Source organism: Zoogloea sp. 1C4 (assembly GCF_009469605.1).
GTDB lineage: Bacteria > Pseudomonadota > Gammaproteobacteria > Burkholderiales > Rhodocyclaceae > Zoogloea > Zoogloea oryzae.
Map to the genome: position 1 here is coordinate 325979 of NZ_SSXU01000002.1, position 23600 is coordinate 349578.

The 23600-nt window shown below is 66.8% G+C and carries 23 protein-coding genes; 5 read left to right on the top strand and 18 right to left on the bottom strand.

All coding sequences use genetic code 11. The features are described 5' to 3' along the window. Positions 1-288: 288 nt before the first annotated feature. From GH681_RS04000 to GH681_RS04085, 18 genes are all read right to left on the bottom strand, one after another. Positions 289-567 carry a hypothetical protein gene (locus tag GH681_RS04000; RefSeq protein WP_003050361.1) on the bottom strand — a complete coding sequence of 93 codons (279 nt, stop codon included), beginning with the start codon at positions 565-567 and terminating at the stop codon, positions 289-291. A gap of 96 nt (positions 568-663) precedes the next feature. Continuing rightward, complete coding sequence (locus tag GH681_RS04005) at positions 664-1395, bottom strand: hypothetical protein (protein ID WP_003050363.1); 732 nt, start codon at positions 1393-1395, stop codon at positions 664-666. 83 nt (positions 1396-1478) lie between these two features. Next, positions 1479-2165 carry a hypothetical protein gene (locus GH681_RS04010; RefSeq protein WP_003050366.1) on the bottom strand — a complete coding sequence of 229 codons (687 nt, stop codon included), beginning with the start codon at positions 2163-2165 and terminating at the stop codon, positions 1479-1481. Positions 2166-2345: 180 nt separating this feature from the next. Further along, positions 2346-2738, bottom strand: coding sequence for a hypothetical protein (locus tag GH681_RS04015; RefSeq protein WP_003050375.1), 393 nt, complete (start codon positions 2736-2738; stop codon positions 2346-2348). A gap of 21 nt (positions 2739-2759) precedes the next feature. Then, positions 2760-2981, bottom strand: coding sequence for a hypothetical protein (locus GH681_RS04020; protein WP_003050378.1), 222 nt, complete (start codon positions 2979-2981; stop codon positions 2760-2762). A 333-nt stretch (positions 2982-3314) separates the two neighbouring features. Beyond that, positions 3315-3872 carry a hypothetical protein gene (locus GH681_RS04025; protein WP_003050381.1) on the bottom strand — a complete coding sequence of 186 codons (558 nt, stop codon included), beginning with the start codon at positions 3870-3872 and terminating at the stop codon, positions 3315-3317. A gap of 929 nt (positions 3873-4801) precedes the next feature. Then, complete coding sequence (locus GH681_RS04030; protein WP_003050384.1) at positions 4802-6835, bottom strand: DNA topoisomerase III; 2034 nt, start codon at positions 6833-6835, stop codon at positions 4802-4804. Positions 6836-7111: 276 nt separating this feature from the next. Continuing rightward, entirely contained in the window at positions 7112-7564 is a 453-nt protein-coding gene (locus tag GH681_RS04035; protein WP_003050391.1) for a single-stranded DNA-binding protein, read from the bottom strand. A 73-nt stretch (positions 7565-7637) separates the two neighbouring features. Continuing rightward, positions 7638-8165, bottom strand: a complete 528-nt coding sequence (locus GH681_RS04040) for a DUF3158 family protein (protein WP_003050393.1) — start codon at positions 8163-8165, stop codon at positions 7638-7640. Beyond that, positions 8162-8956, bottom strand: coding sequence for a PFL_4669 family integrating conjugative element protein (locus GH681_RS04045; RefSeq protein ID WP_003050396.1), 795 nt, complete (start codon positions 8954-8956; stop codon positions 8162-8164). The genes GH681_RS04040 and GH681_RS04045 overlap by 4 nt, the downstream gene beginning before the upstream one ends. A 419-nt stretch (positions 8957-9375) precedes the next feature. Next, the gene (locus tag GH681_RS04050) at positions 9376-10608 is read right to left on the bottom strand and encodes an STY4528 family pathogenicity island replication protein (RefSeq protein ID WP_003050398.1); all 1233 of its coding nucleotides are present in this window, start codon (positions 10606-10608) and stop codon (positions 9376-9378) included. Between the two features lie 3 nt (positions 10609-10611). Continuing rightward, the gene (locus tag GH681_RS04055) at positions 10612-11172 is read right to left on the bottom strand and encodes a DUF2857 domain-containing protein (RefSeq protein WP_003050401.1); all 561 of its coding nucleotides are present in this window, start codon (positions 11170-11172) and stop codon (positions 10612-10614) included. 14 nt (positions 11173-11186) lie between these two features. Next, positions 11187-12860 (bottom strand): ParB family protein, encoded by a 1674-nt coding sequence (locus tag GH681_RS04060; RefSeq protein WP_003050404.1) that lies wholly within the window; start codon positions 12858-12860, stop codon positions 11187-11189. Further along, positions 12853-13122 carry a hypothetical protein gene (locus tag GH681_RS04065; RefSeq protein ID WP_003050422.1) on the bottom strand — a complete coding sequence of 90 codons (270 nt, stop codon included), beginning with the start codon at positions 13120-13122 and terminating at the stop codon, positions 12853-12855. Before GH681_RS04065 ends, GH681_RS04060 begins: the two co-directional genes overlap by 8 nt. After that, positions 13106-13981, bottom strand: a complete 876-nt coding sequence (locus tag GH681_RS04070; protein WP_003050424.1) for a ParA family protein — start codon at positions 13979-13981, stop codon at positions 13106-13108. The genes GH681_RS04065 and GH681_RS04070 overlap by 17 nt, the downstream gene beginning before the upstream one ends. A 42-nt stretch (positions 13982-14023) precedes the next feature. Continuing rightward, complete coding sequence (locus GH681_RS04075) at positions 14024-14236, bottom strand: AlpA family transcriptional regulator (RefSeq protein ID WP_003050427.1); 213 nt, start codon at positions 14234-14236, stop codon at positions 14024-14026. Positions 14237-14355: 119 nt separating this feature from the next. Beyond that, positions 14356-15102: a hypothetical protein gene (locus GH681_RS04080; RefSeq protein ID WP_003050429.1), complete on the bottom strand. Its 747-nt coding sequence runs from the start codon at positions 15100-15102 to the stop codon at positions 14356-14358. Positions 15103-15330: 228 nt separating this feature from the next. Next, the gene (locus GH681_RS04085) at positions 15331-15684 is read right to left on the bottom strand and encodes a hypothetical protein (RefSeq protein WP_128457255.1); all 354 of its coding nucleotides are present in this window, start codon (positions 15682-15684) and stop codon (positions 15331-15333) included. A gap of 538 nt (positions 15685-16222) precedes the next feature. Between GH681_RS04085 and GH681_RS04090 the strand changes: the two genes are divergently transcribed. The 5 genes from GH681_RS04090 (at position 16223) to GH681_RS04110 (ending at position 23596) form a co-directional block, all read left to right on the top strand. After that, complete coding sequence (locus GH681_RS04090) at positions 16223-16798, top strand: aminodeoxychorismate/anthranilate synthase component II (protein ID WP_153160117.1); 576 nt, start codon at positions 16223-16225, stop codon at positions 16796-16798. Positions 16799-16809: 11 nt separating this feature from the next. Further along, positions 16810-17841: an anthranilate phosphoribosyltransferase gene (gene trpD, locus GH681_RS04095; protein ID WP_153160119.1), complete on the top strand. Its 1032-nt coding sequence runs from the start codon at positions 16810-16812 to the stop codon at positions 17839-17841. A 24-nt stretch (positions 17842-17865) separates the two neighbouring features. Then, positions 17866-18654: an indole-3-glycerol phosphate synthase TrpC gene (gene trpC / locus GH681_RS04100; protein ID WP_153160120.1), complete on the top strand. Its 789-nt coding sequence runs from the start codon at positions 17866-17868 to the stop codon at positions 18652-18654. Between the two features lie 3 nt (positions 18655-18657). Beyond that, a complete protein-coding gene (locus GH681_RS04105) occupies positions 18658-22710 on the top strand; it encodes a translocation/assembly module TamB domain-containing protein (protein ID WP_153160122.1) in 4053 nt (1350 codons plus the stop codon). A gap of 157 nt (positions 22711-22867) precedes the next feature. Beyond that, entirely contained in the window at positions 22868-23596 is a 729-nt protein-coding gene (locus GH681_RS04110) for a DUF2189 domain-containing protein (protein ID WP_153160123.1), read from the top strand. Positions 23597-23600: the final 4 nt, after the last annotated feature.

Consider the following 23600-nt stretch of genomic DNA (forward strand, 5'->3'; position numbering starts at 1 on the left):
GGGGAAACTCCTTGAGAAATAACAAGGGATTCCCCGCCCGCAAGGGAGAGGTCCCTTGTGGGTGGCGTGGATGGACGCGGTAGGTCCGTAGGAAGAAACGACCAGCACGGTTTCCCGTGCTTGCAGCCTCGAAGGTCTCGACTGCCTGGGCATGTGTCGGCAGCGCCGACGGACATGGGGTAAGCATGGCCCCGGGGTGGTCGGCCTGCCCGCAGGAAACGGCACCGCAACATGCCCGCATTCCTGTGCTGCGTACAAGAAAAAGCCCCTCGAAAGGGGCCGGAGGGGTCAGGCTTGGTACACGAAGTAGTGCTCGCGCTGACGCGGAAAGAACACGTGCTTCCACGTGTCCCCGCTTGTGTTGCCACCGTCGAAGATGACCATTTCGTAGTCGTCCACGTCGGTGTCCATCAGGTCGGCGCTGGCGATATGGCGCATGTGCAGCATGCCGCTCATGCGCTCGACTACCAGGATCTGGCCGATGGCATCGTCCTGGCTCATGGCATTGAAGCAGGCTCCAAGCTGGTGCTCGAAGTCCGATACGGGCGAGATGAGATCGGGGAACATGGGATCGCTCCTATGAAAGTGAACCGGCCCGGCTCCCTGGCGGGAGACGGGCCGGCATGCGGTGAGGAAAAGGTAGGCTGGGGATGTGTCTGGCAGTTATTCGCCGGCCAACGGCAGGCCCGGCAACACGGGTGCGTCGGCATCGAGAATGAGGATGCGCACATCGGCCTGGCCGGCCAGTGCAAGGATCTGTGCCAGGTCGTCCGGCATGCCCTTGCTGCAGTGCTCCTGCCGAAGCTGCTCGGCGGAGATCTCCTCGACGTCCTGCAGGTGCTGGCCCGTCCAGGGCGTGGAAATCAGCTTGACGCCGATCGCCGGGCTGTAGGGAACCCGGAACGCAATGAACAAAAAGGCTTCCGGCGTCGCGAGGTCAGCCAGGTTGGCCAGGTACTGGCCGGTTTCGTGGCTGATGTGCGCGCTGCTGATTTCCCAGCACCGGCTGTAGTAGCCGGTCTCGAAGCTCAACCGCTGCACGACTTCCCGTGCGGCCTCGGCCGAATAAGTGTCGCCAATGTGGACGGGGAGGCCGTCGAAGTCGTCGCCGTGGATCGCGTACACCACGGCACCCACCACGCCGTAGGCGCCTTCACCGGCATCGCGTTCGGCCAGCACCTCGGCACTCACGGAGTCTGGGCCATTGCTGACTACGGCGAAATCGCTGGTGACGATGCAGGATGCTGAAACCAGCTCCTCATCGGAGAGGTGTTCTTGGCTCTGGTGGATGTTTCGCCAGACATGCGGGCTTCCGTCCTCGTGGCTGATGGACAGCGTGCGGACGATTTTCAGATTCCAGTAGCCGCGTAGAAAGGGATTGGGATTCTGGGACATGGGATTTCTCCAACAGAATAATGATGGAGCCAATCCCCGCCACCGGGAATTGACCCCGGTGGGTGGAAAGAAAGGAAACAGCGTCAGGTGACGCTGATCGTTGGCGTTTGGGCCAATCGCTCGGCGACGCGTCGGCGCAAATTCATGCGGAATGGCTCGTCGCTGACGCCCGCCAGCAGATTGATGGTCTCCAGCGCAATCAGGGCCGAGGCCTCTTCGATGTCGGCGGCCACAATGGCCTTGCGCAGTTGGTCGCCGAGCTGGAGGGCCTGCGAGGAGGAACTGATGACGCGGACCTCGCGGCTCAGGTAGCAGCCGTTGCCGCCGAACTCGAACAGCCGCGGCTTGCTGCAATACCAGCATCCCTCGAACTGGATGGCGGTCAGGTGGTGGCCGTCATCGAATCGGGTGGCGATCAGAAACAATGCGTCGAGATCGGCGGTGTCCTCGAACGAATGACGCTCGATCAAGTTCCCCAGCTCTTCGTCCTCATCGGCACCGAAGTGCACGGCGAGCAGTTCGAGCAGCGGCGGGATCGAAAGCCCTTCGTCGTCCGGCATCGGAATGCCGAGTTGCGTGGCCAGGTCTTCCAGGCCATCGAGCACGTCCGGCCATTGCGGATTGGTGGTCTCGGCGATCTGGGCGATGTAGGCCTGCCCGTTGCCGGGATGGCTCTCGTCCAGCGCGAAGGCGCCGAACAGCGCCTGGATGACGGGCGTCACACGGTCGAGCACGAGAACGCCGGTGGCTTCGTAGTAATTGTTGGCCATGAAGGCTCCTTTCGATGAATGAACGGAGCCAGCCCTTGCGGACGATGGCATCCGCAGGGGAACCGCCTGATGCCGGATGGCACTGGGCGGGGAGAAACGCGAGGGACATGGCCTCGGGCGAGGCGCATGTCCCTCATGGGGTCGCGTGAACGCAGTGATGAAGGTGTGCCGGGGACCGGCTCACCAACCGCTGTAGTTCAGCAGGAGGTCGGCGATCACCTGGCGACGAGGCAGATCGAGGCCGTCGAAGTCCGACAACCCGTTGAAGTGGCAGCGCTTGAGCATGGCACCGCCCTCGCGCGCGTTGTAGAAGCTGACCATCGCGGACAGGAACATGCGTTCCCCGCTGCTCAGGACGCCGAGGGCGTCGTTGAGGCGCAGCATGTCGGGGCGCAGATCCCACTTGCTCTTGGCCTGGTTCAGACCTTCACGGGTGCCATCGCCAAACCATTGCGGGCCGGCGATCTCGACACCACGCTTCCATGCCTCGAAAAAGGCTTGGGGCGCGGCGCTGAAATGCCGTTCTTCCCGAACGATCTGATCGACGACTTCCTGCGGCAGTAGCTGGTTCATGACGTGATTCCTCCAGTTGGATCAGGGAACGGCGAGCTGGGACCAGCCGCCTCTTTCGAGGGCACGTTGAGCCGCGGCATGGCTGCGGAAGTACTCACGAGATTCCCGCGAAACGGGACCTTCGGTATCGCGCGTGCCGATGTAGTGGCCGGCGGCGCTGTGCAGGACTTCGAGCGGCAGGAACTTGCCGCAGTAGGTCAAGGCCAATTGACCGAATCGGCCGAAAGAGGCTTGCTGGGACATGGATGGGCTCCTTGGAAAAGCGGGGCCCTGTCCCTCACGGGATGGCAGCTCCCGCACGCGGTTGAAAAAAAGCATCAGCGTCTTGGCGACGCGCGTCCGCGCAATGGATGCGATGCGGACTGGTGGGTTGCGCGGGGAGAACCCCGCGGCAGCCTGAAACCCTGGCTGCTGGCATGTGCTGACGAATCAGCGAGCATGCGGGCAGCTTCGTGGGGGGGGCGCGCCACGTCAGTTGGAAATCGGCATCTGGTCCAGCCCCGATTGATGTACGCAGAGACAAAGAAAAGCCCCGCAGCAAGTGCGGGGCGGTCATGACGGTGCGGTGAGGCTGGATCAGCGGGGCTTGTCGCCCAGGACATGCTGCTTCCAGATGGCGAATGCCTCGTCCGCTGGCAGCTCGGCCAGGATGACGATGGGCTGGTCCTGTCGGCTGCGCAGCTTTGCGAAATACGCTGCGCGGTCGGCAATGGCCTTGAGCTTGATGCCCTTGAGGAACAGCAGCCTGCCGTCCTTGATGAACAGCACCTTGTTGCCGATGTCGCGGTTGAACGCGGTGCGCAGCTTGCGCTCCGCGTGCATGGCATCGGCCAATTGGTCCACTAGGAAGTCGAGCGTCATGTCGATGAGAAGCGGCTCGTCGTCTTCGCGTTCGACGTCGAGCGATGCCGGCGGCAGGCTCTTGGCGAATTCCTCGGCCTGGGCCAGCAGCGCGGCCTGGCCTTGCAACGCGCGCACGAACGTCGAGCCGCCGTGTCCGTCGTTGCGGGCTTCGGCGATGGGCCTGCCGTCGAACATGACGGTGGCGGTGAAGCACAGCGTTTCCTCGCTCGCGAAATCCGCGACCTTGAGGTTCTTGAGGGTGATGCGGTCTTGTCGGGTGATGGTGTCCATGGGAAGTCCTGATATCGACCGGGTTGACGACACGCCCCTGACGGGACGCGGCATACATCCCGTGGGTTGGAGGAAGGTGGCATCGATGCCCGGTGGGCAGCGTTCGCCGGAGAGATGCCGGGGCGAACTGGCGGGTGGCGTGGGCGGAACCCACGGCAGTCTGGACACCCTGGCTGCTGGCTGTTGCCGATGCGTCGGCAATGCAGGAGGGAGGATCGCGCGACCCGCCGGCCGCGTCTTGCATCAATCCGAAGCGATCGATCCCGTCTTGTGCAGGTACTGCACCAGCCGGCGTCCCCAGCCACGCGACGCACAGCACGGCCATGGAATTGCCGATCGCCTTGCAGTTCGGTGCATCGGCGGTGCGTAGTGAGGCGGATTGCAATGTTGGCGGTCATGTGGGTCTCCCGTTCGTGTGGCGCAGGGCCATCGCCCTGGCCGGGGCGTTGAAAGGCAGGAGAAAGGCGCCGAAGGCCCCAGGGGCCTTCGGCTCGGGAGGAAAGAAGAACCACCCGTGGGCTGATTGGCAGGCCCGGTCGTCGCTAGAACCGTCTGCTCATCCAGCAATCACACCCGGCCCATGTCGTGGCTGGGGCCGGCATCGTCTGGCGCACATCCGCGCACAAAGGGAGCCCGTTTTTGCGCCGGCGGGCACCGGCACCGAATACCGCTGACCGCGAAGGGTCTCCGGATGGCTCGCACAGGCAAGCCATCGGGGGACCCTTCGCAGCGGCGGAAGGAATGCAGACGAGGAGAACGCGCGGGGTGCGGTTCGCGGAGAAGCCACCTTCAGGTCCCGCGGCCGGGGCCGGCCGGACGGGACGCGCACACGGAGCAAGAAGGCGTTGCGCGCTGGGGCGTCCCGCAGGGCATGCGGGACACGGGCCACGCCGCCGATGGCGGGCATGGCTCACGGGGAACGGGGGCGGTCAGGCGCCTTTGCGGCCACCGCCACTGGTACGGCGTGGACGCGAGGCACCACGCCTGGACGTGCCGGTTGCCACCGGCAGCGTGCCTTTGCAGTCGGGGTAGCGACTGCACGACCAGAACGGGCCGCTCTTGCCGGTTCGCTGGCGCGTGGGTGCGCCGCACTGCGGACAAGCCGGTCCTTGGGGAACCTTGATGGACAGGGACGTGCTGCCGTATTGCGCGATCAACTGCGAAATCCAGGCGGCCTGCTTGCCGATGAACACATCCAGGGTGAGTTGTCCGCCCTCGATCATGTCCAGCGCCTGTTCCCAGACGGCGGTGGTGCCGGGGTCGGCAATCGCCGCGGGCACGGCGTCGATCAGCGTGAACGCCGCATCCGATGCGCGGATGGAGCGCCCCTTCTTCACGATATAGCCGCGGGCGATCAGCCCGCTGATGATGTTGGCCCGCGTCGCCTCGGTGCCGATGCCCGTCGTGTCCTTGAGCTTCTGCTTCAGGCGCGGGTCGGTCACGAAACGCGCAACGCCCTTCATCGCCTTGACCAGTTCGCCCTGGGTATAGGGCTTGGGCGGCATCGTCTTGAGGGCCTTGATGTCGGCCCCGGCGACCTGGCATGCCATCCCGTCACGCAGCGCAGGCAGCACCTGGGTGCGCACGGGGGCGTCGCCATCCTCATCGGCGCTGCCTTCACGTTCGGACTCGGCCAGCACCAGGCGCCAGCCGCGGGCGACGACCTGCTTGCCCGTAGCCACCAGCTTCTGCTGGCCGCAGGAGAGATCCGCCACGGTGCGGTCGAACTCGTGGTGCGGGAGGAACTGGGCCAGGTAATGTGCCCGGATCAGCCGGTACAACGCCCGTTCCTTCTCGCTCATGGCGGAGAGATTCGCGGGTTCGAGCGTCGGGATGATGCCGTGGTGCGCCGTCACCTTGCCGTCGTTCCAGGCGCGCGAGCGCTGGGTGCGGTCGAGCTGGCCCATGATCTGGGCCAGCGTGGGATCGGTCTTGAGCAGGCTGTCCAGGACCGTGGGCACTTCGGCGAACATGCTTTCGGGCAGGTAGCCCGAATCCGAGCGCGGGTACGTCGTGGCCTTGTGCGTCTCGTACAGGGCCTGGGCGATCTCCAAGGTTTCCTGCACGTCCAGCCCAAGCTGCTTGGAACAGACTTCCTGCAAGGTGCCCAGGTCGAACAGCAGCGGCGGGCCTTCGCGCACGCGCTCGGTCTCGACCGACACCACCTGGGCACTGCCCGCGGCGCGGATCTGCTGCGCGGCCTGCTGTGCGACGGGCTGCCGCAGGCAGCGGCCGGCGTCGTCGGTGCTGGCATCGGGTGCCACCCACTGCGCGGTGAACGTCTGACCGCCTGCGGACAGCGACACGTCGATGGCCCAGTACGGCACGGACACGAAGGCCGCGATCTCTCGGTCGCGGTCCACCACGAGTTTGAGCGTCGGGGTCTGTACACGCCCGACCGACAGCACGCCATCGTAGCCGGCCTGCCGCCCGAGCACGGTGAACAGCCGGCTGAGGTTCATGCCCACGAGCCAGTCGGCGCGCGAGCGCGCCAGCGCCGAGTAATACATCGGCAGCGTCTCGGCCGAGGGCCGCAGCTTGGCGAGCGCGGTGCGGATGGACGCATCGTTGAGCGCCGACAGCCACAGGCGTTCGATGGGACCGCGGTAGCCGCACAGGTCGATGATCTCGCGTGCGATCAGTTCGCCTTCGCGGTCGGCGTCAGTGGCGATGACAAGCTGGGTCGCCTTCGCCAGAAGCGCTTTGACGACCTTGAATTGCGTGGCGGTCTTCGGCTTGACCTCGACCCGCCACTGCTGGGGAATGATGGGCAGCTGTTCCAGCGACCAGCGCTTGAGCGCCGCGTCATAGACCTCGGGTGCTGCCGCTTCGACGAGATGGCCGATGCACCAGGTGACCGTGACACCGGAGGCGTTGAGGCAGCCTTCACCGCGCTGCGTGGCGCCGAGAATCCGGCCGATGTCTTTGCCCTGGGAGGGCTTCTCGCACAGAAACAGCCGCATGTCCGTCCATCCGCTTCCCGTTGTTCATGGAGTTGCTGGGATCGAGGATGCCGAGCGCCTGTTGGGGCAGCAGCAAACAAGCTGCATGCGGCAGCGACCGCTTTCACGCCGATGGAACGGCTTGGGCGGGATGGCGTGCGGCCGGCGGTGTGCGAGCCGGGAGCCGCGATGTTCGGGAGCGCGCGGAAGCCGGTGGACGCTGATGGAGCTATCCCCTGGGGATAGCTCGCGAGGACATGGGGGGCGGCAACGTACTGCGGCCGCCCCCACGCCGGATCACTTCCTGCGCTTGGGCTCCTTCGACGCTGCCGGTTCCTGGGCGGCCTGGGGCTTGGGCTGCGCGTCCTGTGCGGTCTCCTGCGATTTGGGGCTCAGAACGACGGACTCGATGCGGAACGGCAGGATGCCGACGCTGCGCGCGTTGATCTGCCAGGTCTCGCGCGGCTGATCCTCGTTGTCGGTCCAGGGTTCGCGCTCCATGCGGCCGACGACCAGCACGCGCATGCCCTTCTGGTAAAGGTCCTTCCAGTGTGCGGCGTCGCGGTGCCAGATTTCCACCGGCGCCCAGAAGCCGCCGCGGTCCTCGAAGTCACCGCCCTTGGTGGGAACGGGGTTGTCGAAATACACGTTCAGCCGCAACAAGCGCCGCGGTTCGTCGTTGCCGTTGGGGAACTCCCGGTACTCGGGGGGCGAGCCGATGTTGCCTTCGCCCGAAAAATGCGTGCTCATGGTGCAATCTCCTTGGTGGTTGAAATACCCGTGCCATGTCGGCGTCGGGCGCGTGCTGGGGTGCCCGACGCGATCACCGATCGCGCACTCCGGGGGGTATGGACGCGAGCCGGCGCAGGTAGGCGTCTTCCGCCTCGGCGGCCTTGCTGGCGCACTCCTGGGCCTGCCTACCCAGGGTGTGCAACAGGCTGATCTGCATGTTCAGCGTGATGCGCTGCAGCTCGATCGCGTGCAGGTCGGCCAGCAGGTTGACCGGCGTGCTGGTGCTCGCCATCAGCTCCTGCCACAGGGCCACGCCCATGGCCGAGCGGTCGTTCCTGCGCCAGCGCAGGAACGTCGTTCCCGCGCCAGTGGTCTGCTGGGCCAGTTCCACGGGCAGCAGATGGAAGGGATGCCCACCGGCCTGTTGCAGCACTTGTCGCTGCGCCAGGCCGATCAACTCGTCGCGCATGGCGAAGCACTGGCTGGCCCAGGCCTCCAAGTCCCCTTTACCTTTAAAAGGCTTTAAAAGGCCTTTTAGAGAGGCCGCGTGTTCCAGGCGCATGAAGGCTCCCTGTTGCAGGCCCCGGAAGTAGCGGGTCGGCTGGTTCAGATCGCTCATGCGGATTCGTCCTCGCCGGCAGTGGCTGCGCCTTCGGACGGGTCGGCAGCAGCGGCCGCATCACCATCGACGCTGGTAGCGGCTGCGGCAGGATTCTCACCGCGCTGTTGCAGACCACGGCGCACCATGGGTGGCGCAAACGTCGAGCGGCGCGTGCCTTCGAGGACGTCCTGCGGCAACTCGCCGAACTTCTCCAGCGCGACCCGCGCTGCGGCATTCTTCGCCGCGAAATCGTCGCGGGTGCAGCCCGAGTAGCGGTACTGCTGGGCCAGCGAGAACAGGCTGCGCAGCGCGTGCGCGCCCTCGTTGAGCCAGCGCTCCAAAGTGCTGCGGTCGATCAGCGCGGTGTGGTGGGCGAGGATCAGCTTGCGCGCGATGTCGTCGTAGTCGGCCAGGAGATAGACGGCGGCAAAGCCCAACTGCGCATTGACGAACAGCGGCAGCTTGACGGGCTGCACGTTGAGGTTCTCGCCCAGGCTCAATGCCGCAGGCACGCCCGCCAGTGCCTGGTCCACTTGTTTGCGCAAGGTCTGCAGCGTGGTCCTGGTCTGGTCGAGCTTGTCCTCGATGCGCAGCATCCACCAGTCGCTGTAGGGGTCGTCCTGCTCCGAGCCGCGCTTCATCTTATTCATCACCGCGATGTAGCCGTTCAGGCCGACGATGCCGGGTCGCCCTTCGGCGGCGGCGCGGCCGTGCCAGATGCGGGAAGCGTGATGCGTGTGCAGCGTCAGCGACATCGCGCTGCGCAGGGAGCCGAGGTTGAGTTGCAATGGTTCGTTGCTGGTTGCCATGGTGAGCGCTCGCAGTTGGACAGGGAGCCGCCAGCATCCGCATGCAGCGGAAGGCAGTCAGTCAACAAACCGAAATGAGCCGGCCCCCGGTTCTATGCGCGCTGGCGGCGCAGCGCGCAACGGTCCCTTGGAGGCCGGAGCATTCACGTTGGCGCTCCGTGCCTCGGTCGTTGACGGTATGCGTACTGCACCGCACGTCGCGCTGCCGTTCGACACGATCCTTCGCCGCGCAGCCGTCCCCAGTGGACCGTTCCGTTGAGCGCCATGGAGGTCTGCTTCATGGTCTTGCAGGCGCTCTACTCAGGTTTTGCGCAGCATGTCGCGCCGTCGTCCGGCGTTTCACCACACAGCCGTCCCCTGGGGACCGTTTCTGCCGACCGCCAAGGAGGTCTGCTTCATGGCCTTGCCAGGCCCTGCGCTCAGGATTTGCGCAGCAGATCGCGCAGGCGCTCGATGTGCTGCCGGGCCACCGCGGGCGGCACGACGTTGCGCGGCGGCTCGGGCGGTGGCGCTCGCGCCGCCGATGGTGTTGGCGCTGCCGGGCTGGTCTGCTTGGCCCACGCATTGAACTCGCCGCGCATGGCGCGCTGGATGATGCCGAACAGGTACCCGGCGGGGTTGCGGATGCCATGCTTGCCGCACCGTGCGGCCCACTCGTCCAGCACAGCCTGCCGCAGGGCAGCGTCCACTTGCTGCAACGCCATCCTGGCGCCGGCTTGCTGTTCCGCCTTCAGTTCCGCGAAACGCTTGGGCCATTGCAGGTCGCCCAGCGCGCGCGCCTGCGCGGTAGTACGTACTTCATCAATACGACTACTACGTACTGTACGGTCCTGCTTCGGATTCCGAAGAGCGCCGTCTGGCGCGGGTTTCGGCCCTGCTTCGGATTCCGAAGAAGGGCGTTCGCCATTCCGAAGAAGGCTGGCGGGCCCTTCTTCGGAATCGTGGATCGCATCCTCCTGTGGATAACTTGCGGTGGCGGTGATGCCCTGGTCGGCCAGGCGCTCGGCGAGCACTTGCAGCCGCGACGGCAAGGTGCGTCCGGACAACATCGGGTCGTCCGCGATCTCCTGGAGGGTGTTGAGTCCCACCACCTGGACGGCCTTGGCGGAATGCCCCAGCGACTGGCTGACCAGGGCCAGGTAGTCGGCGTCGAGCTGCATGGCCTCGAACAGTGTCAGGGGTTCGTCGTGCAGGACGTAGAGGTTTCCGAGGATGCGGCCGGTCTTGGGGTCGCGCCGTCGTCGCACGAGGCTCAGCCAGCGCGTCAGGCGCAGCAGCGTCAGCGCCCGCGCGACGGTCTCGTGGGAGGCTTGTCCCGCGCAGGGCATGGACGCCAGCCATGGGCGCAACTGCTCATAGGTCGGGAACGTCGTGACGCCGTCGTCGTTGAGCATCAGCCGGAACACCTGCCAGGCGTTGCGCTCCAGCGGTGTCAGGCGGCGGTCGACGAACAGCCGCCGCGGCACGCTCTCGTGCCGATTGCCACTGAATAGGAAGGCGTCGCCGGACGCCGCAGGCGTGGGCACTGCCATGGGCGCTGGCGCGCGGGGATTTGGATTGGGCGTGAGGTCCTTCAGCGCAGCGTCGAACAGGTCGGCGAGTGCGATGGGGCCTTGACGCGGGGCTCGTGGGGCGGTGTCGTCCACGGCCATGGCCTAGTCCAATCCCTGATCGACCCAGTTCCTGATCGCGGCCCAGACCACCGAGAGCGGCAGTGACATGCCCTCGGCCAGGTCCATGGCCGCATCGAGAATCGAGGTCTCATCCTCCAGATCGACGTTCCTGCTGCTGGTCACGGCTTTCCATTGCCGCCAAAGTTCGGTGTCCTGGGTCTCGTCCAGGACGGGGTGGCGCCCCTTGCGCTTGGGCAGGCCGAGGATCTCCCGCCGCAGGGCGACTTCCTGATGGGTCAGGCCATAGAAGCGGCTGACCATCTCCGTGCTGGCCCCCAGCCGCAGCATGCGATCGACCGTGGCGATTTCCTTCTCCACGTCCTGTGCCTGGTTGAGCAGGCGCTGCAGCACTTCGCGGTTGACCGTGACCGAGCACCACGAGACGCTGGCGTTGGCCAGCACGCTGATCAGCGCGGGGTGCTTGAGCGCATCCAGCTCGGCCTCGCCGAAGCCCATGGCCTTGCAGCGGCGCAGTTGGCCGTTGCGAAGGTCATACAGCGCCTGGGCAATCACGGCCTGGTTGAGCGGATGCGATGTGGACATGCGGCCTCCCTCGCTCACGTCCCGGGCGCCGTGGTGCCGGCTTCCAGGTCCAGCAGACGCCGGGCCAGGCGGAGCAGCCGAAATAGCTTGACCAACGCCGTGTCGCTCAAGCGCCTTGTGCAGTCGCCGTGGTGTTGACCCTGGCCGTGCAGCAGTGCTGGCAAGTCGGCGGCGAGCTGCGCGCCATCCACGCCCGCTTCAGCAGTGGGCTGACCCGTCAGAGTGATGAGCAGCGCCAGCACCGCCCGGCCGAGCGGCGATGGTGCATGGGCGGGCGCGCAGCAAACGAAGCCGATGCCATCGGAGCGATCCTCGATGCACTCGTCCAGGGCTGCCTCCCCGGCGATCTCGCGCGCGAACTGCGCGATGTGGATGCGCAGCCGATCGGGCGTGTCCAGGCCGGCGTCGATGTACCAGACGTCGGAGATCGGATAGAGCCCGCCGGCTTGCACCGGGATGGACTGCAGCACGCTCGCCGAGAAGTCGGGCGGCAGCGCATCGCCCAACTGGTCGGCAACCATGCGCTGGATCGACTGCAGCCGTTCGGTCGTCGGTGCCGGCGAGACGATGTGCTCGAGAAGCAGATCGCCTGGTGCGGCCGTGGGGCTTTCCGTTGTCGTCTCTCGGGCCGTATCCTCGCGCAAGGTGGGCTCGGACGCCGGAGGGCTGGCGGGTGGAGGACTGGCCGCCGCTGCAGGCTTGGCGATGGACGATGCTACGCCCGGGGGAGGCGGCGTGCCGGCGGTGGGCGAAGGCAACGCCGGCGGCGCCGCAGGTGGCGTCGGGTCACTGACCAGCGCCCGGTGGCGGCTTTCCGATTCGGTCAGGTCCAGCGCCAACACGTCGTAGCCGATGCCCAGCAGCTCGGACATCTGGCCGATCAGCTCGTCCTGCACGCGCTGCGGCGCGAACTCGTCGCCCTGCGTGTCGAACTGCGCCAGCACCTCCTGAAAGAAGCTGTCGAAGTCCAGCGGCAGCGTGCGGTCCTTGGCATAGTGCTCCCAGGTGCGCTTGCAGGCCGTCCGCATGACCGACAGCCGCTCGACCTGGTGGCGCCCCAGGCCGCCATAGAGCACAGTGGGAATGGCGGGCAGCAGGTAGCGCACCGCGTCGGCCATGCGGGTGATGTGCGACCGCTGGACGGGGAACCCATCGGCCGCCAGGCGGCGGGCCAGTTCCGACTGGCTCAGGGCGGCGCTACTCTCCTGCTCGTAGAACTCGCGTGCTTTCTCGACGCCGAGCGCGCGCTCGATGAACGTGAGGCCACCGCGCAGTTCGTTCTCGGCAAGATGCCCGGTCAGCGCGACGATTTCACCGCGCTCCGGCCATGGCCGAAACAGGCACGATATGCGGAAGAAGCGTTCGTCCTTGGTCTCCGACCAGAGTTCGCGCAGGATCGCCAGCCGCGTGTTGCCGCCGTTGCGGATGATGTAGTGGTCCTCGCCGGGCCGGCGGGTGATGGCTGGCGCCGCGTCCAGGCCGCGCTCGCGGATGGACGCCTTGATTTCCTCGTAGGCGGGGTTGCGCTTCATGCGCGGGTCATGGTCGTAGGGCCGCAGCTGGTCCAGCGTCACGACCATGGGCGTGTCCGCGATCGGGTCGCTCAAGGCCGTAGCCGCTGGGCCGCTGCGCTCGAAGCCGGCCGCGAGCAGCTTGCCGGCCATGTCCTGCGAGGTCATGTCAGCCATGGCCGCACCCCTCGCAGTCCCCACGACCGCCGGCCGGCGCCATGCGGGCCTCTCGCTCGGCGCGGCGGATCTGCGCACGGGCGTTCAATTCGGCCCGGTGGTCGCTCGCGGTCGAACTGGTGTAGATCGCCGCGCAGCCGGCCTTGGTGAACTTGAGGTGCCCGCCCGGCGTGCGCTTGACGTGCCAGCCTTCACCGACCGCGAACTCGATCAGCGCGCGCAGCCGCTTGTGGCCGCGGGCCAGTTCATGTGCGTTCGCCATGGGACCTCCCGGCATCAAGAGGACGTGGCGGGCGACCGGACATTGCGGCAAATCTGTCCTGCCATTGCGGGAACAGCTCGCTTGCGAGCGCGCGCATCGTGTCGAGCGAGGCCGGCGCGACCCTGCCGGGCGGCTGGCGGTGCTCGACCCGATGCACCGGCAGGCCGCGCGTCGCGGCGCGCGGATAGGCTTCGATGGCTGGCACGTCGGTGGCGAGCACGCGGATGCCGGCATGGTCTTGGAACAGGTCGCGCAGGGCCTGCTGGATCAGTCGGGCGTTCGCCGACACCGGGTGGACGCGGTTGATGAGCAGGTGCAGCGGCGGCGGTTCGATGCCCAGGTGCCGGTACGGCGCGATGTCTTCGAGCAACTGCATGGTGCCGCGTCGAAGCTCCCGGGCCGCGAGGATTTCCGGCGTGACGGGCGACAGCGCAAGGTCGGAGGCGAGCACCGCCATCTCCAGCAGCACGGAACGCGCGCCCTGGGTGTCGATCAGCACCAGGTCGTAGAGGGGAGCAAGTGCTGGCAGCAGATGCCGCAGCCGCAGGCGGCCATCCGGCGCATGCAGCAATAAGGTGTTCAGCTCGCCCCGGTGGTCGTTGGACAGCACCAGGTCCAGGCCCGCGATGATCGTGCGGGACACGAGCTGGCCAAGGTCGCGCTCGTTGAAGGCCAACAGCTCATAGATGCCGCCCGGCGCGCGCTGGGTCAGTTCGTAGTAGGAGGACAAGGTGGGCTGCACGTCGAGATCGAGCAGCAGCACGCGCAGGCCCGCGTCCGCGGCGAGCCCGCCCAGGTTGGCGGCCGTCGTGGTCTTGCCGACGCCGCCCTTCGTTGAAATGATGGATACGACCTGCATGGCGCTCTCCGGCTGGGAATGGGAAGTCCGCGGGAGAACGGGTCAGGTCCGGTGGTTGAGGCGCTCGGCGATCCACTGGTCGATTTCGATCGAATCCCAGCCGACGGCGCGCACGCCCAGGCGCAGCGCCTGGGGAAACTGGCGCTTCTTCATCAGGTTGTAAATGTGGGCGCGTTTGAAGCCGGACTTGGCTTCGACTTCATCGAGCCGCAGGATGCGGCGCTCGTTCGGCGGGAGTACAGGGGGCTGCGACATGGCGGTCACTCCTGAACGCTCGGTGGCGTTTGTTGGCGTGACCTTTATTCAATAGACCTGGCTGCGGAAAGACATTGCAAATGCAATCTCCGCGGTTGCACATACAAGCTGGAAAAACCTCATGCGCTTGCGCTACGGACGTACTTCCTGGCGTTGGCGAACTTGCCGTTCAAGGTTCGCTCCGTGATGCCCATGGTGCCGCCGAAGTGGGCGACCAATGCCGAGACGAGTGCCTCCTGTGTTTTGAAGCTGGAATAGGGCACACCCGAAGGGGACTGGCCCAGCATCAGCGTCAGCATCCCGCCGATGATGTTGAGATACGTCGTCTCCGCTCGCTCGCTGATCTCGCATTGCTTGGAAGCCAGCAGCGCGGTGGACTGCTTGAGCAAGGTGTCGCGCTGCTCCTGCAATTCCTGCATCTGGCGACGCGCATGCTCCAGGGCCGCCTGAAGGGCCAGTCGCTCGATCAGGATCGCCTGTCCTGTTTCCAAGGTGATAAAAGGATGCGCCATGCGTTCGCCACGGCTGAACAGGAATCCTGGCCGGTGCTCGGGATAGTGGTTGCGCATCCAGCGCTTCAGATCGACATGGCGAACGGTCAGATCCGGCGACTGCAGCAGCTTCGGATCATTGAGCGTGATGCCGTTCTGGCCGTAGGGCAGCTCCCCGTTGAGGATGCCGTCATAGATACGCTCCGAGTACAGCCGGCACTCATTCCATCGCGGGCAATTCAACGATGGAGGCAGGAAGCGCGGTGACGCGATCGCAGCCAGGATCATCGGCAGGTACCGCAGCAACCCGGCCCACCGTATGGCAGCCTCGATGGGACGATAGAACACCTTCGATGTTGGAATGTCCTTGTGCATGTCTTCGTCTCCTTTCGGAAGCGCTACATCACCGGCTCCTTTCTTGCCCTGCCAAGGGCTGCTGTGTCGTTATGACCTTCCGCGGGTGCCTGGGAAGATGCCCTGAACGTAGACGGGCGAGGTGATTGGTTTGGCGTCCGCTGTAGGTGGCCTCGTCTTGCTCGTTGTGCAAGAATCGATCGGTTGCCGGCCCATCGAGCGATGAGGACGAAAGCTCGATATTGGCGCTCACGGTACCAGCGTCATGCGCTGCGCTGTTCCCCGCAAAACCGATTTGGTATGGTCTGATACGGCGATGGTTTCAGAAGCTGCGATCAACGGCTTCTGTTCTCCGGGACCTAGGGTCGGCAGAGAAAATCCGGCGGTGTCATATCTGCCCCGGATGCTGATATAGCGATATAGCATCACCCGCGCAGGTCCAGATGACTGCCAACCTGAGATTCGATGCTCACAAGTCCGTAGCAGTTGGTCTACTTGCTCTCTGGTTTCGAGACTGGAAGTGTTGTCGTCCGGTCCGAGGTAGATGGGCGGGGTGATGAATGCCCTGGCATTCCAGGAAGTGGCTTTGCCTAACATGCTCATGGTAAAATTCCCCAGGCTTACTTTGGAATTCCGTTCGGGTGTACTCGGGCCGAGTTCTGGCTTTTAAATTCAACACTTTGGTCTGTCCATGACCCGTACCGCTTCGACCAACATCGCTCTGTGGTGGCGCTTCCAATAGGAAGCGGCATGTCGTTGCGGTCTTGACCGCACCTTGCCGCCGTACCGGCAGGCAAGGTTTCAAGAAGGCTCCCCGGCACGGCGGCTCCAAGATTTGAGGAGATTGCCCGATGCCCTTGGCACCCCAGCCCCGTCGTAGAACTGATGCCCCGCGCGCTGTGTCGCCGCGAGGGGTAGGTCTGTCCGCCCAGTCTCAGCACTTGGCCCTGGCATGCGGGCGCCGTCGCTGCGTCAGTACACCGCACTGGCGCACGCCAAGACATCTCTCAGGAGCCCTTGCTACCTTGAGCCAGCACATGCTCGCGCTTCGTCCATCGCAATCAACTGTCGATGTGTGTAATAAAGTGGGTAATGGAGGTTGTGTAATGGAAAACATTAATGAAATCAAGGACTTAGAATCATGAGACTCCTGATGATCGACAACTACGACAGCTTTACTTACAACCTCGTCCAGTACTTCGGCGAACTCGGTGCCGACGTGCGGGTGTATCGCAACGACGAGATCACCGTCGAGCAGATCGCCAACCTCAAGCCGGCACAGATCGTCGTCTCGCCGGGGCCCTGTTCGCCGGCCGAGGCGGGCATCTCGGTGGCGGCCATCCAGGCCTTCGCCGGCAAGATCCCGCTGCTCGGCGTGTGCCTCGGCCACCAGAGCATCGGTGCGGCCTTCGGCGGAAAGATCGTCCATGCCAAGCGGCTGATGCACGGCAAGGTGTCGCCGGTGCATCATCTCGACAAGGGCGTGTTCAAGGGCCTGCCCAACCCGCTCACCTGTACCCGCTATCATTCGCTGGCCATCGAGCGTGAATCCCTGCCCGACTGCCTGGAAGTGACCGCCTGGACCGATGACGGCGAGATCATGGGCGTGCGCCACAAGACGCTGTTCGTCGAAGGCGTGCAGTTCCACCCCGAATCGATCCTGACCGAGCGCGGCCACGATCTGCTGCGCAATTTCCTCGAACAATCCAAAGCCTGACCGGAGCCGCCATGTCCATCACTGCCCAGGAAGCCCTGCAACGCACCATCGAACATCGGGAAATCTTCTACGACGAGATGCTGTCGCTGATGCGCCAGATCATGGCCGGCGAAATCTCGCCGGTGATGACCGCGGCCATCCTCACCGGCCTGCGCGTCAAGAAGGAAACCATCGGCGAGATCGCCGCGGCGGCCACCGTGATGCGGGAGCTGTCCACCAAGGTCATCGTGCCGCCGCCCAATGATCACTTCCTGGACGTGGTGGGCACCGGCGGTGACGGCTCCCACACCTTCAACATCTCCACCGCCACCATCTTCGTCGCCGCGGCGGCCGGCGCCCGGGTTGCCAAGCACGGCGGGCGCAGCGTCTCCAGCAAGTCCGGCAGCGCCGACGTGCTCGAAAGCCTGGGCGTGAACATCAATCTCAAGCCCGAGCAGGTGGCCGAGTGCGTCGCCCGCACCGGCATCGGCTTCATGTTCGCCCCCAACCACCACAGCGCGATGAAGAACGTCGCGCCGATCCGCCGCGAGATGGGCGTGCGCACCATCTTCAACATCCTCGGTCCGCTCACCAACCCGGCCGGCGCGCCCAACACCCTGCTGGGCGTGTTCCACCCCGATCTGGTGGGCATCTGCGTACGCGTGATGGAGCGCCTGGGCGCGAAGCACGTGCTGGTGGTGTATGGCCGCGACAGCATGGATGAGGTGTCGCTGGGCGCCTCCACCCTGGTGGGCGAGCTGAAGGACGGCCAGATCCGCGAATACGAGATCCACCCGGAAGACTTCGGCCTCACCATGATGTCGAGCCGCAACCTCAAGGTGGCCGACGCCGACGAATCCAAGGCCATGCTGCTGGGCGTGCTCGACAACAAGCCGGGCGCCGCCCGCGAGATCGTCGCCCTCAACGCCGGCACCGCGCTGTACACCGCCAATCTGGTGGATTCCATCGGCGAAGGCATCGCCCGCGCCCGCGACGTGCTGGCCTCCGGCGCCGCCCGGGCCAAGCTCGAGGAATTCGTCGCCTGCAGCAAGTCCTTCGCCTAAGCCGCTCCCATTCAGAGAACCTCCATGTCCGACATCCTCAACAAGATCCTCGCCGTCAAGCACACGGAAGTCGCCGCCGCCCGCGCTGCGGTGTCCGACGCCGCCGTGCGCGAGCTCGCCGCCGCCCAGACGCCCGCGCGGGATTTCGTCGGCGCGATGCGCGCGAAGATCGCCGCCGGCCGCGCCGCGGTCATCTCCGAGATCAAGAAGGCCAGCCCCTCCAAGGGCGTGATCCGCGCCGACTTCCGCCCCGCCGAGATCGCCGCCAGCTACGAGAAGGCCGGCGCCGCCTGCCTGTCGGTGCTCACCGACCGCCAGTTCTTCCAGGGCGCGCCCGAGTACCTCCAGGCCGCCCGCGCCGCCTGCGGCCTGCCGGCCCTGCGCAAGGATTTCCTGGTCGATCCCTACCAGGTGTTTGAAGCCCGTGCGATGGGCGCCGACGCCATCCTGTTGATCGCCTCCGCGCTCTCGCTGGCCGAGATGCAGGAGATGGAAACTATCGCCGAAAGCCTCGGCCTCGGCGTGCTGGTCGAAGTCCACGACGGCGCCGAACTCGACGTGGCCCTCAACCTGCGCACGCCCCTCATCGGCATCAACAACCGCAACCTGCGCACGTTTGAAGTCAGCCTGCAGACCACGCTGGACCTGCTGCCGCGCATCCCGGCCGAGCGCATCGTCGTCACCGAATCGGGCATCCTCGCCCCGGCCGACGTGGCCCTGATGCGCGAGCACAAGGTCAATGCCTTCCTGGTGGGCGAAGCCTTCATGCGCGCCGACGACCCCGGTGCCGGCCTCGCCGCCCTGTTCGGCTGACCGATGAGCGAGACGCCGGAGCAGTCCGGGCCGGCCCCGCAGGATCAATCCCCGCCACCGCCTAGCCCGGGCTGGGGGCGGCGGCTCCTGCGCGGCGTGCTCGCGCTGCTGATCGCCGGCATCACCGTCGCCATCGTGCTGGTGGGCTGGCTGGGCGGCACCACCTCCGGCCTTGGCATGCTGGTGGATTTCGTCGCCCGGCTGTCGGGCGGTGTCGTCACCTTCGAGAAGGCCGACGGCTACCTGCTGGGTGATCTGCGCCTGGGACTGCTGCGGGTGCGCACGCCCACGGTGCAGGTGGATGTGCATGACCTGGCCCTCACCTGGAATCCCGCCGCGCTCACCCGCGGCCGGCTCGACATCGCCCGCCTCGCTGCTGCCGACGTGCAGGTGGCCAGCGCCCCCAGCGACGCGCCCTCCACGCTGCCCGACAGCCTCGCGCTGCCCGCCGCCATCGCCATCGACCACTTCGAGATCGGCCGGCTGCGGGTCGGCGAACTTACCGACGGCAAGCCCGCCGCGCCGGACATCGAATTCACCGCCCTGACCGGCGCGCTGCAATCCGACGGCCGCCACCACCGGGCGACCGGCCTCAAGGCCACCGCACCCTTCGGCCAGCTGGCCGCCGACGCTGAGCTCGACGGCCAGCGACCTTTCCCGCTAAAGGCCAGCGCCAGCCTCGCCACCCGCCACGCCGACGAAGCCTGGACGGTGAGCGCGAAGGCCGGCGGCGACCTGCAGAAGCTGCTGCTGGATGCCACCATCGCCGGGGCCGGTGTTGATGGCACTGCAGCCGTCGTCGCCACGCCCTTTGCCAGCCTGCCGCTGCAATCGGCCAAGGCCCACCTCACCGGCGTCGACCCTAAGCGCTTCCACCCGGACGCCCCCACCGCCACCCTCGACATCGACGCCGATCTCGTCCCGTCCGCCGCCACCGACAAGCCCACAGCCACCGACTGGGTGGTGAGCGGCCCGGTGCGCATCGTCAACCGCGCTCCCGGCAGTTACGACAGCGGTGCGCTGCCGGTCGAATCCCTCGCCACCGCCCTGCGCTGGGCGGGCGGCGAGCTGGCCCTGGCAGACGTGGACCTGCGCCTCCCCGGCAACGGCCGCGCCGAAGGCTCGGCCCGCTGGCAGGCGCCCAAGCCCGGCACGGGCAACGAGACCGCTACCGGCTTCGGCAAGGTCGATGCCGAGCTGCGCATCAGCAATCTCGACGCCCGCAAGCTCGACAAGCGTGCCGCGACCACCCGCATCGCCGGCCGCATCGACGCCACGGCCGACGCCGACGCGCAGACCCTCCGCGCGGATCTCCGCGACCCGCAGCTCGCCCTGCGCCTCGACGCCCGCCACGCAGCCGGCCTCGTCACCATCGACAAGCTCCTCGCCACCGCCCGCGCCGCCCGGCTGGAGGCCACCGGCAAACTGGCGCTGGATGCCGCCGGCGCCTTCGAGGCCACCGGCCGGCTCGACCGCTTCGACCCCCGCGCGTTCGTGACCACCGCGCCCACCGCCGACCTCAACACCCGTTTCACCCTCAAGGGCAGGCGCGTGCCCCAGCTCGCCGGGCGGCTCGATTTCGATCTGGCGCCCAGCACCCTCGAAGGCAAGCCCCTGGCCGGCCGCGGCGTGCTGGCGGTAGAGGGCACGCGCCTCGCCGACGCCGACGTGGCCCTCACCCTGGCTGGCAACCGGCTCGTCGCCAAGGGCCGCTACGGCAAGCCCGGCGATGCCCTCGACCTGAACCTCGACGCCCCGGCGCTTGCCGCCCTCGGCCACGGCCTGGGGGGCAAGCTGCGCCTGGCTGGCGTGCTCCGGGGCAGCATCGACCACCCGGCGGGGGATTTCGAGCTCGCCGCCGAGCAGCTCGCCGCAGGTGGCATTCGCATCGACGCCGCAAACGGCCAGGGCCGCATCGCCGAAGGCAGGAACGGCAGCATCGCCGTGGCCCTGTCGGTGGCCGGCCTGCGCACGCCGGCCAAGGACGGCAGCGTCGGCGACGCGCTGCTGCGTCGGGCGAGCTTCGTCTTTGATGGCTCCCGCGCCGCCAACACCGCCCGGCTGGAGGCCTATGCCAACGGCTCCACCTCCGTCGTTGCCACCCTGGCCGGGGCGCTCTCCGACGGCCCCCGCTGGCAGGGCCGGCTCGAGAGCTTCCAGCTGCGTGGCGACGATCGCCTCACCCTTGCCGCGCCGGCGCCCCTGCTGCTCTCCGCCAACGAGATCACCCTGGGCGCGGCCGAAGTGCGCGGCGTGGCCGGCGGGCGTTTCCGGCTCGACGAAACCCGCTGGCAGGCCCGGCATCTGGTCGCCCGGGGCAGCGTCAGCGGCGTGCAGGTCGGGGTGAATCTCGATCCGGCCACCCGAAAGGTGCAGTCCCGCGGCAACTCGCTGCAGATCGGCGGCGAATGGAACGTGGACATCGGCGAGCAGGTGAATGGTCTCGTGCGCGTCTTCCGCGAAAGCGGCGATCTTGAACTGCAGGGCGATTCGCCGGTGCAGCTGGGGCTGGACGAGCTGCAGCTCACCGTGAGCGCCGCGTCCAACCGCATCGCCTTCGGCTTTTCGGCCCACGGCAGCCGGCTGGGCAGCGCATCGGGCGCCGGCACTGCGCTGGCCGAGCGCACCGCCGACGGCACCGTGCGGCTGGTGCCCGGCGCGCCCCTGCTGGGCTCTGCGCGGCTCGACATCCCCTCCATCGCCTGGGCCGGCCCGCTGGCCGACCAGAACCTCAAGACCGACGGCAGCCTGAAGGGCGAATTTTCCCTCGCCGGCACCCCGGCCAGCCCCGAAGCCGCCGGCCGCATCCGGGGCGACAAGCTCTCCTTCGTGATGGCCGACCAGGGCCTGCACCTGTCGGGGGGCACCCTGCAGCTCGACTTCAACCGCGACCGGCTCAATCTCGAGGAATTCAGCTTCGTCTCGCCCAACCGGGTCAAACCCCGCGAAGGGCGCATTGACCTGGCGCGGCTCACCGCCACGCCGGGCACCCTCAAGGCCAAGGGGCAGGTGCAGCTCGCCACCGGTGAAGGCCATTTCGACTTCCGCGCCGACCGCCTGCCGCTCCTCCAGCGGGTCGATCAATGGCTGGTGCTGAGCGGCGAGGGCGAGCTTGCCACCGGCTGGAATTCCGCCCACCTCAAGGGCCGGCTGGCTGCCGATGCCGGTTTTGTCGAACTCTCCCGCACCCCGCCCCCCAGCCTGGGCGAGGACGTGGTGGTGCTCGACCCCGCGCGAGGTGCCAAGGCCCAGGCCAGCCCCTTCAGCATGTCGGTCGATCTGGCCATCGGCCTGGGTGACGCCCTCTACGTGCGCGCGCTCGGCCTCGACACCCGTCTCGCCGGCGACCTGCGGCTCACCTCCGGCCCCGGCCGCCCCCTGGCCGCTACCGGCACCATCACCACCGTGGGCGGGGTGTATGAAGGCTATGGCCAGAAGCTCAGCATCGAAAAAGGCATCATCACCTTCAACGGCCCGGTGGCCAATCCGGGCCTCAACGTGGTGGCGCTGCGCAAGGGCCTCACCGTCGAGGCCGGCGTGGGGATCACCGGCACCGCCCGCCGGCCGCTGGTGCGGTTGGTGTCGGAGCCCAACGTGCCCGACCCCGAAAAGCTCGGCTGGATCGTCCTCGGCCGTCCACCCGATCAAGGCTCCGGCGGCGAAATGGCCCTGCTGCTGCCTGCGGCCCAGGCCCTGCTGGGGGATTCGGGCTCCGGCATGTCGGCCGGCCTGGCCCGGGCCCTGGGTTTCGACGAAATCTCGTTTGGCTCGAGCGTCGACAGCCGCAATCGGGTGCAGACCAGCAGCGTCGCCACCGGCAGCGTCACCGGCACCGCCTCCAGCGCCTCGTCCAGCAACATCGACAGCGTGCCCGGGCAGGTCATCACCATCGGCAAGCGCCTCTCTGCCCGGGCCATGCTCTCCTTCGAGCAGAGCATCTCGGGCACGTCGAGCATCGTCAAGCTCACCTACCAGCTCACCCGCCGCATCGCCGTCATCGGCCGGGCGGGGAGCGAAAACGCGCTGGACGCGGTGTTCACGCTGTCGTTCAAGTAGGCGGCGCACGCGGTCAAGGCCAAGCTGAAGCGCCTTGCCGTCCAAAACCCCTTGCTCGATCCGTTCGCGCTGGGCTTTCGGGGCCTTGACGCAAATCATTGCCCGCTCGGACGGCATCAGGCCAGATGCATGATCTGACCCCGTGGAGGCTCGCCTGATGTCCGATCAACTCACGCCCTGTCGCATTTCTGTCGGCACCATCCTCTCGGCGGTTTCAGAGGGCTGGGCGGCGTATCGGCGATGTCTGGTGCCGGCGGCGGGGTTTGCGGGGGTGTTCATGCTGATCGGCGTGGGCATCTTCGGGGCGCTGGCCCACTTTGGCCTGTCGGCAATGATGTTGCCTTTTGCCGGTGGCTTTCTGCTGGTGGGGCCGGCGGTGCTGGCAGGGTTCTTTGCTTTGCGGCGGGCTGTCGCCGCGGGGCGTGGTGCGGGCTTTGCCGATGTGCTGTCGGGCTTTCGGCAGGCGCCGAGGGGTTTGTGGGGGCTGGCGGCGGCGTGCAGCCTGCTCCTGCTGATCTGGCTCACCGACGCGGCCACGGTGTATAGCTTCATGATCGGTGGCACGACACCGGATGCAGGCCAGGTGGCGCGCTTTCATCTATGGACCAGCCTGATGGGCGCGGTGCTGGCCTTCATCGTGTTCAACATCACTGCATTTGCGGTGCCGCTGCTGTTCGATGGGCGGGCGTCGCTGGTGCAGGCGGTGACCGCCAGCGTGCGAGGGGTGTTCGCCAACCCCGCGCCGATGCTGGTGTGGGCGGTGCTGCTGGCGGGGGCGATCATCGCCACGATCCTGTTTCCGCCGCTGCTGCTGGTGTCGCTGCCGTGCCTCGCGTTTGCGTCGGATCTGCTTTATCTTCAGGTCTTTCCGCCGGCCGGGGGCTGAGCGG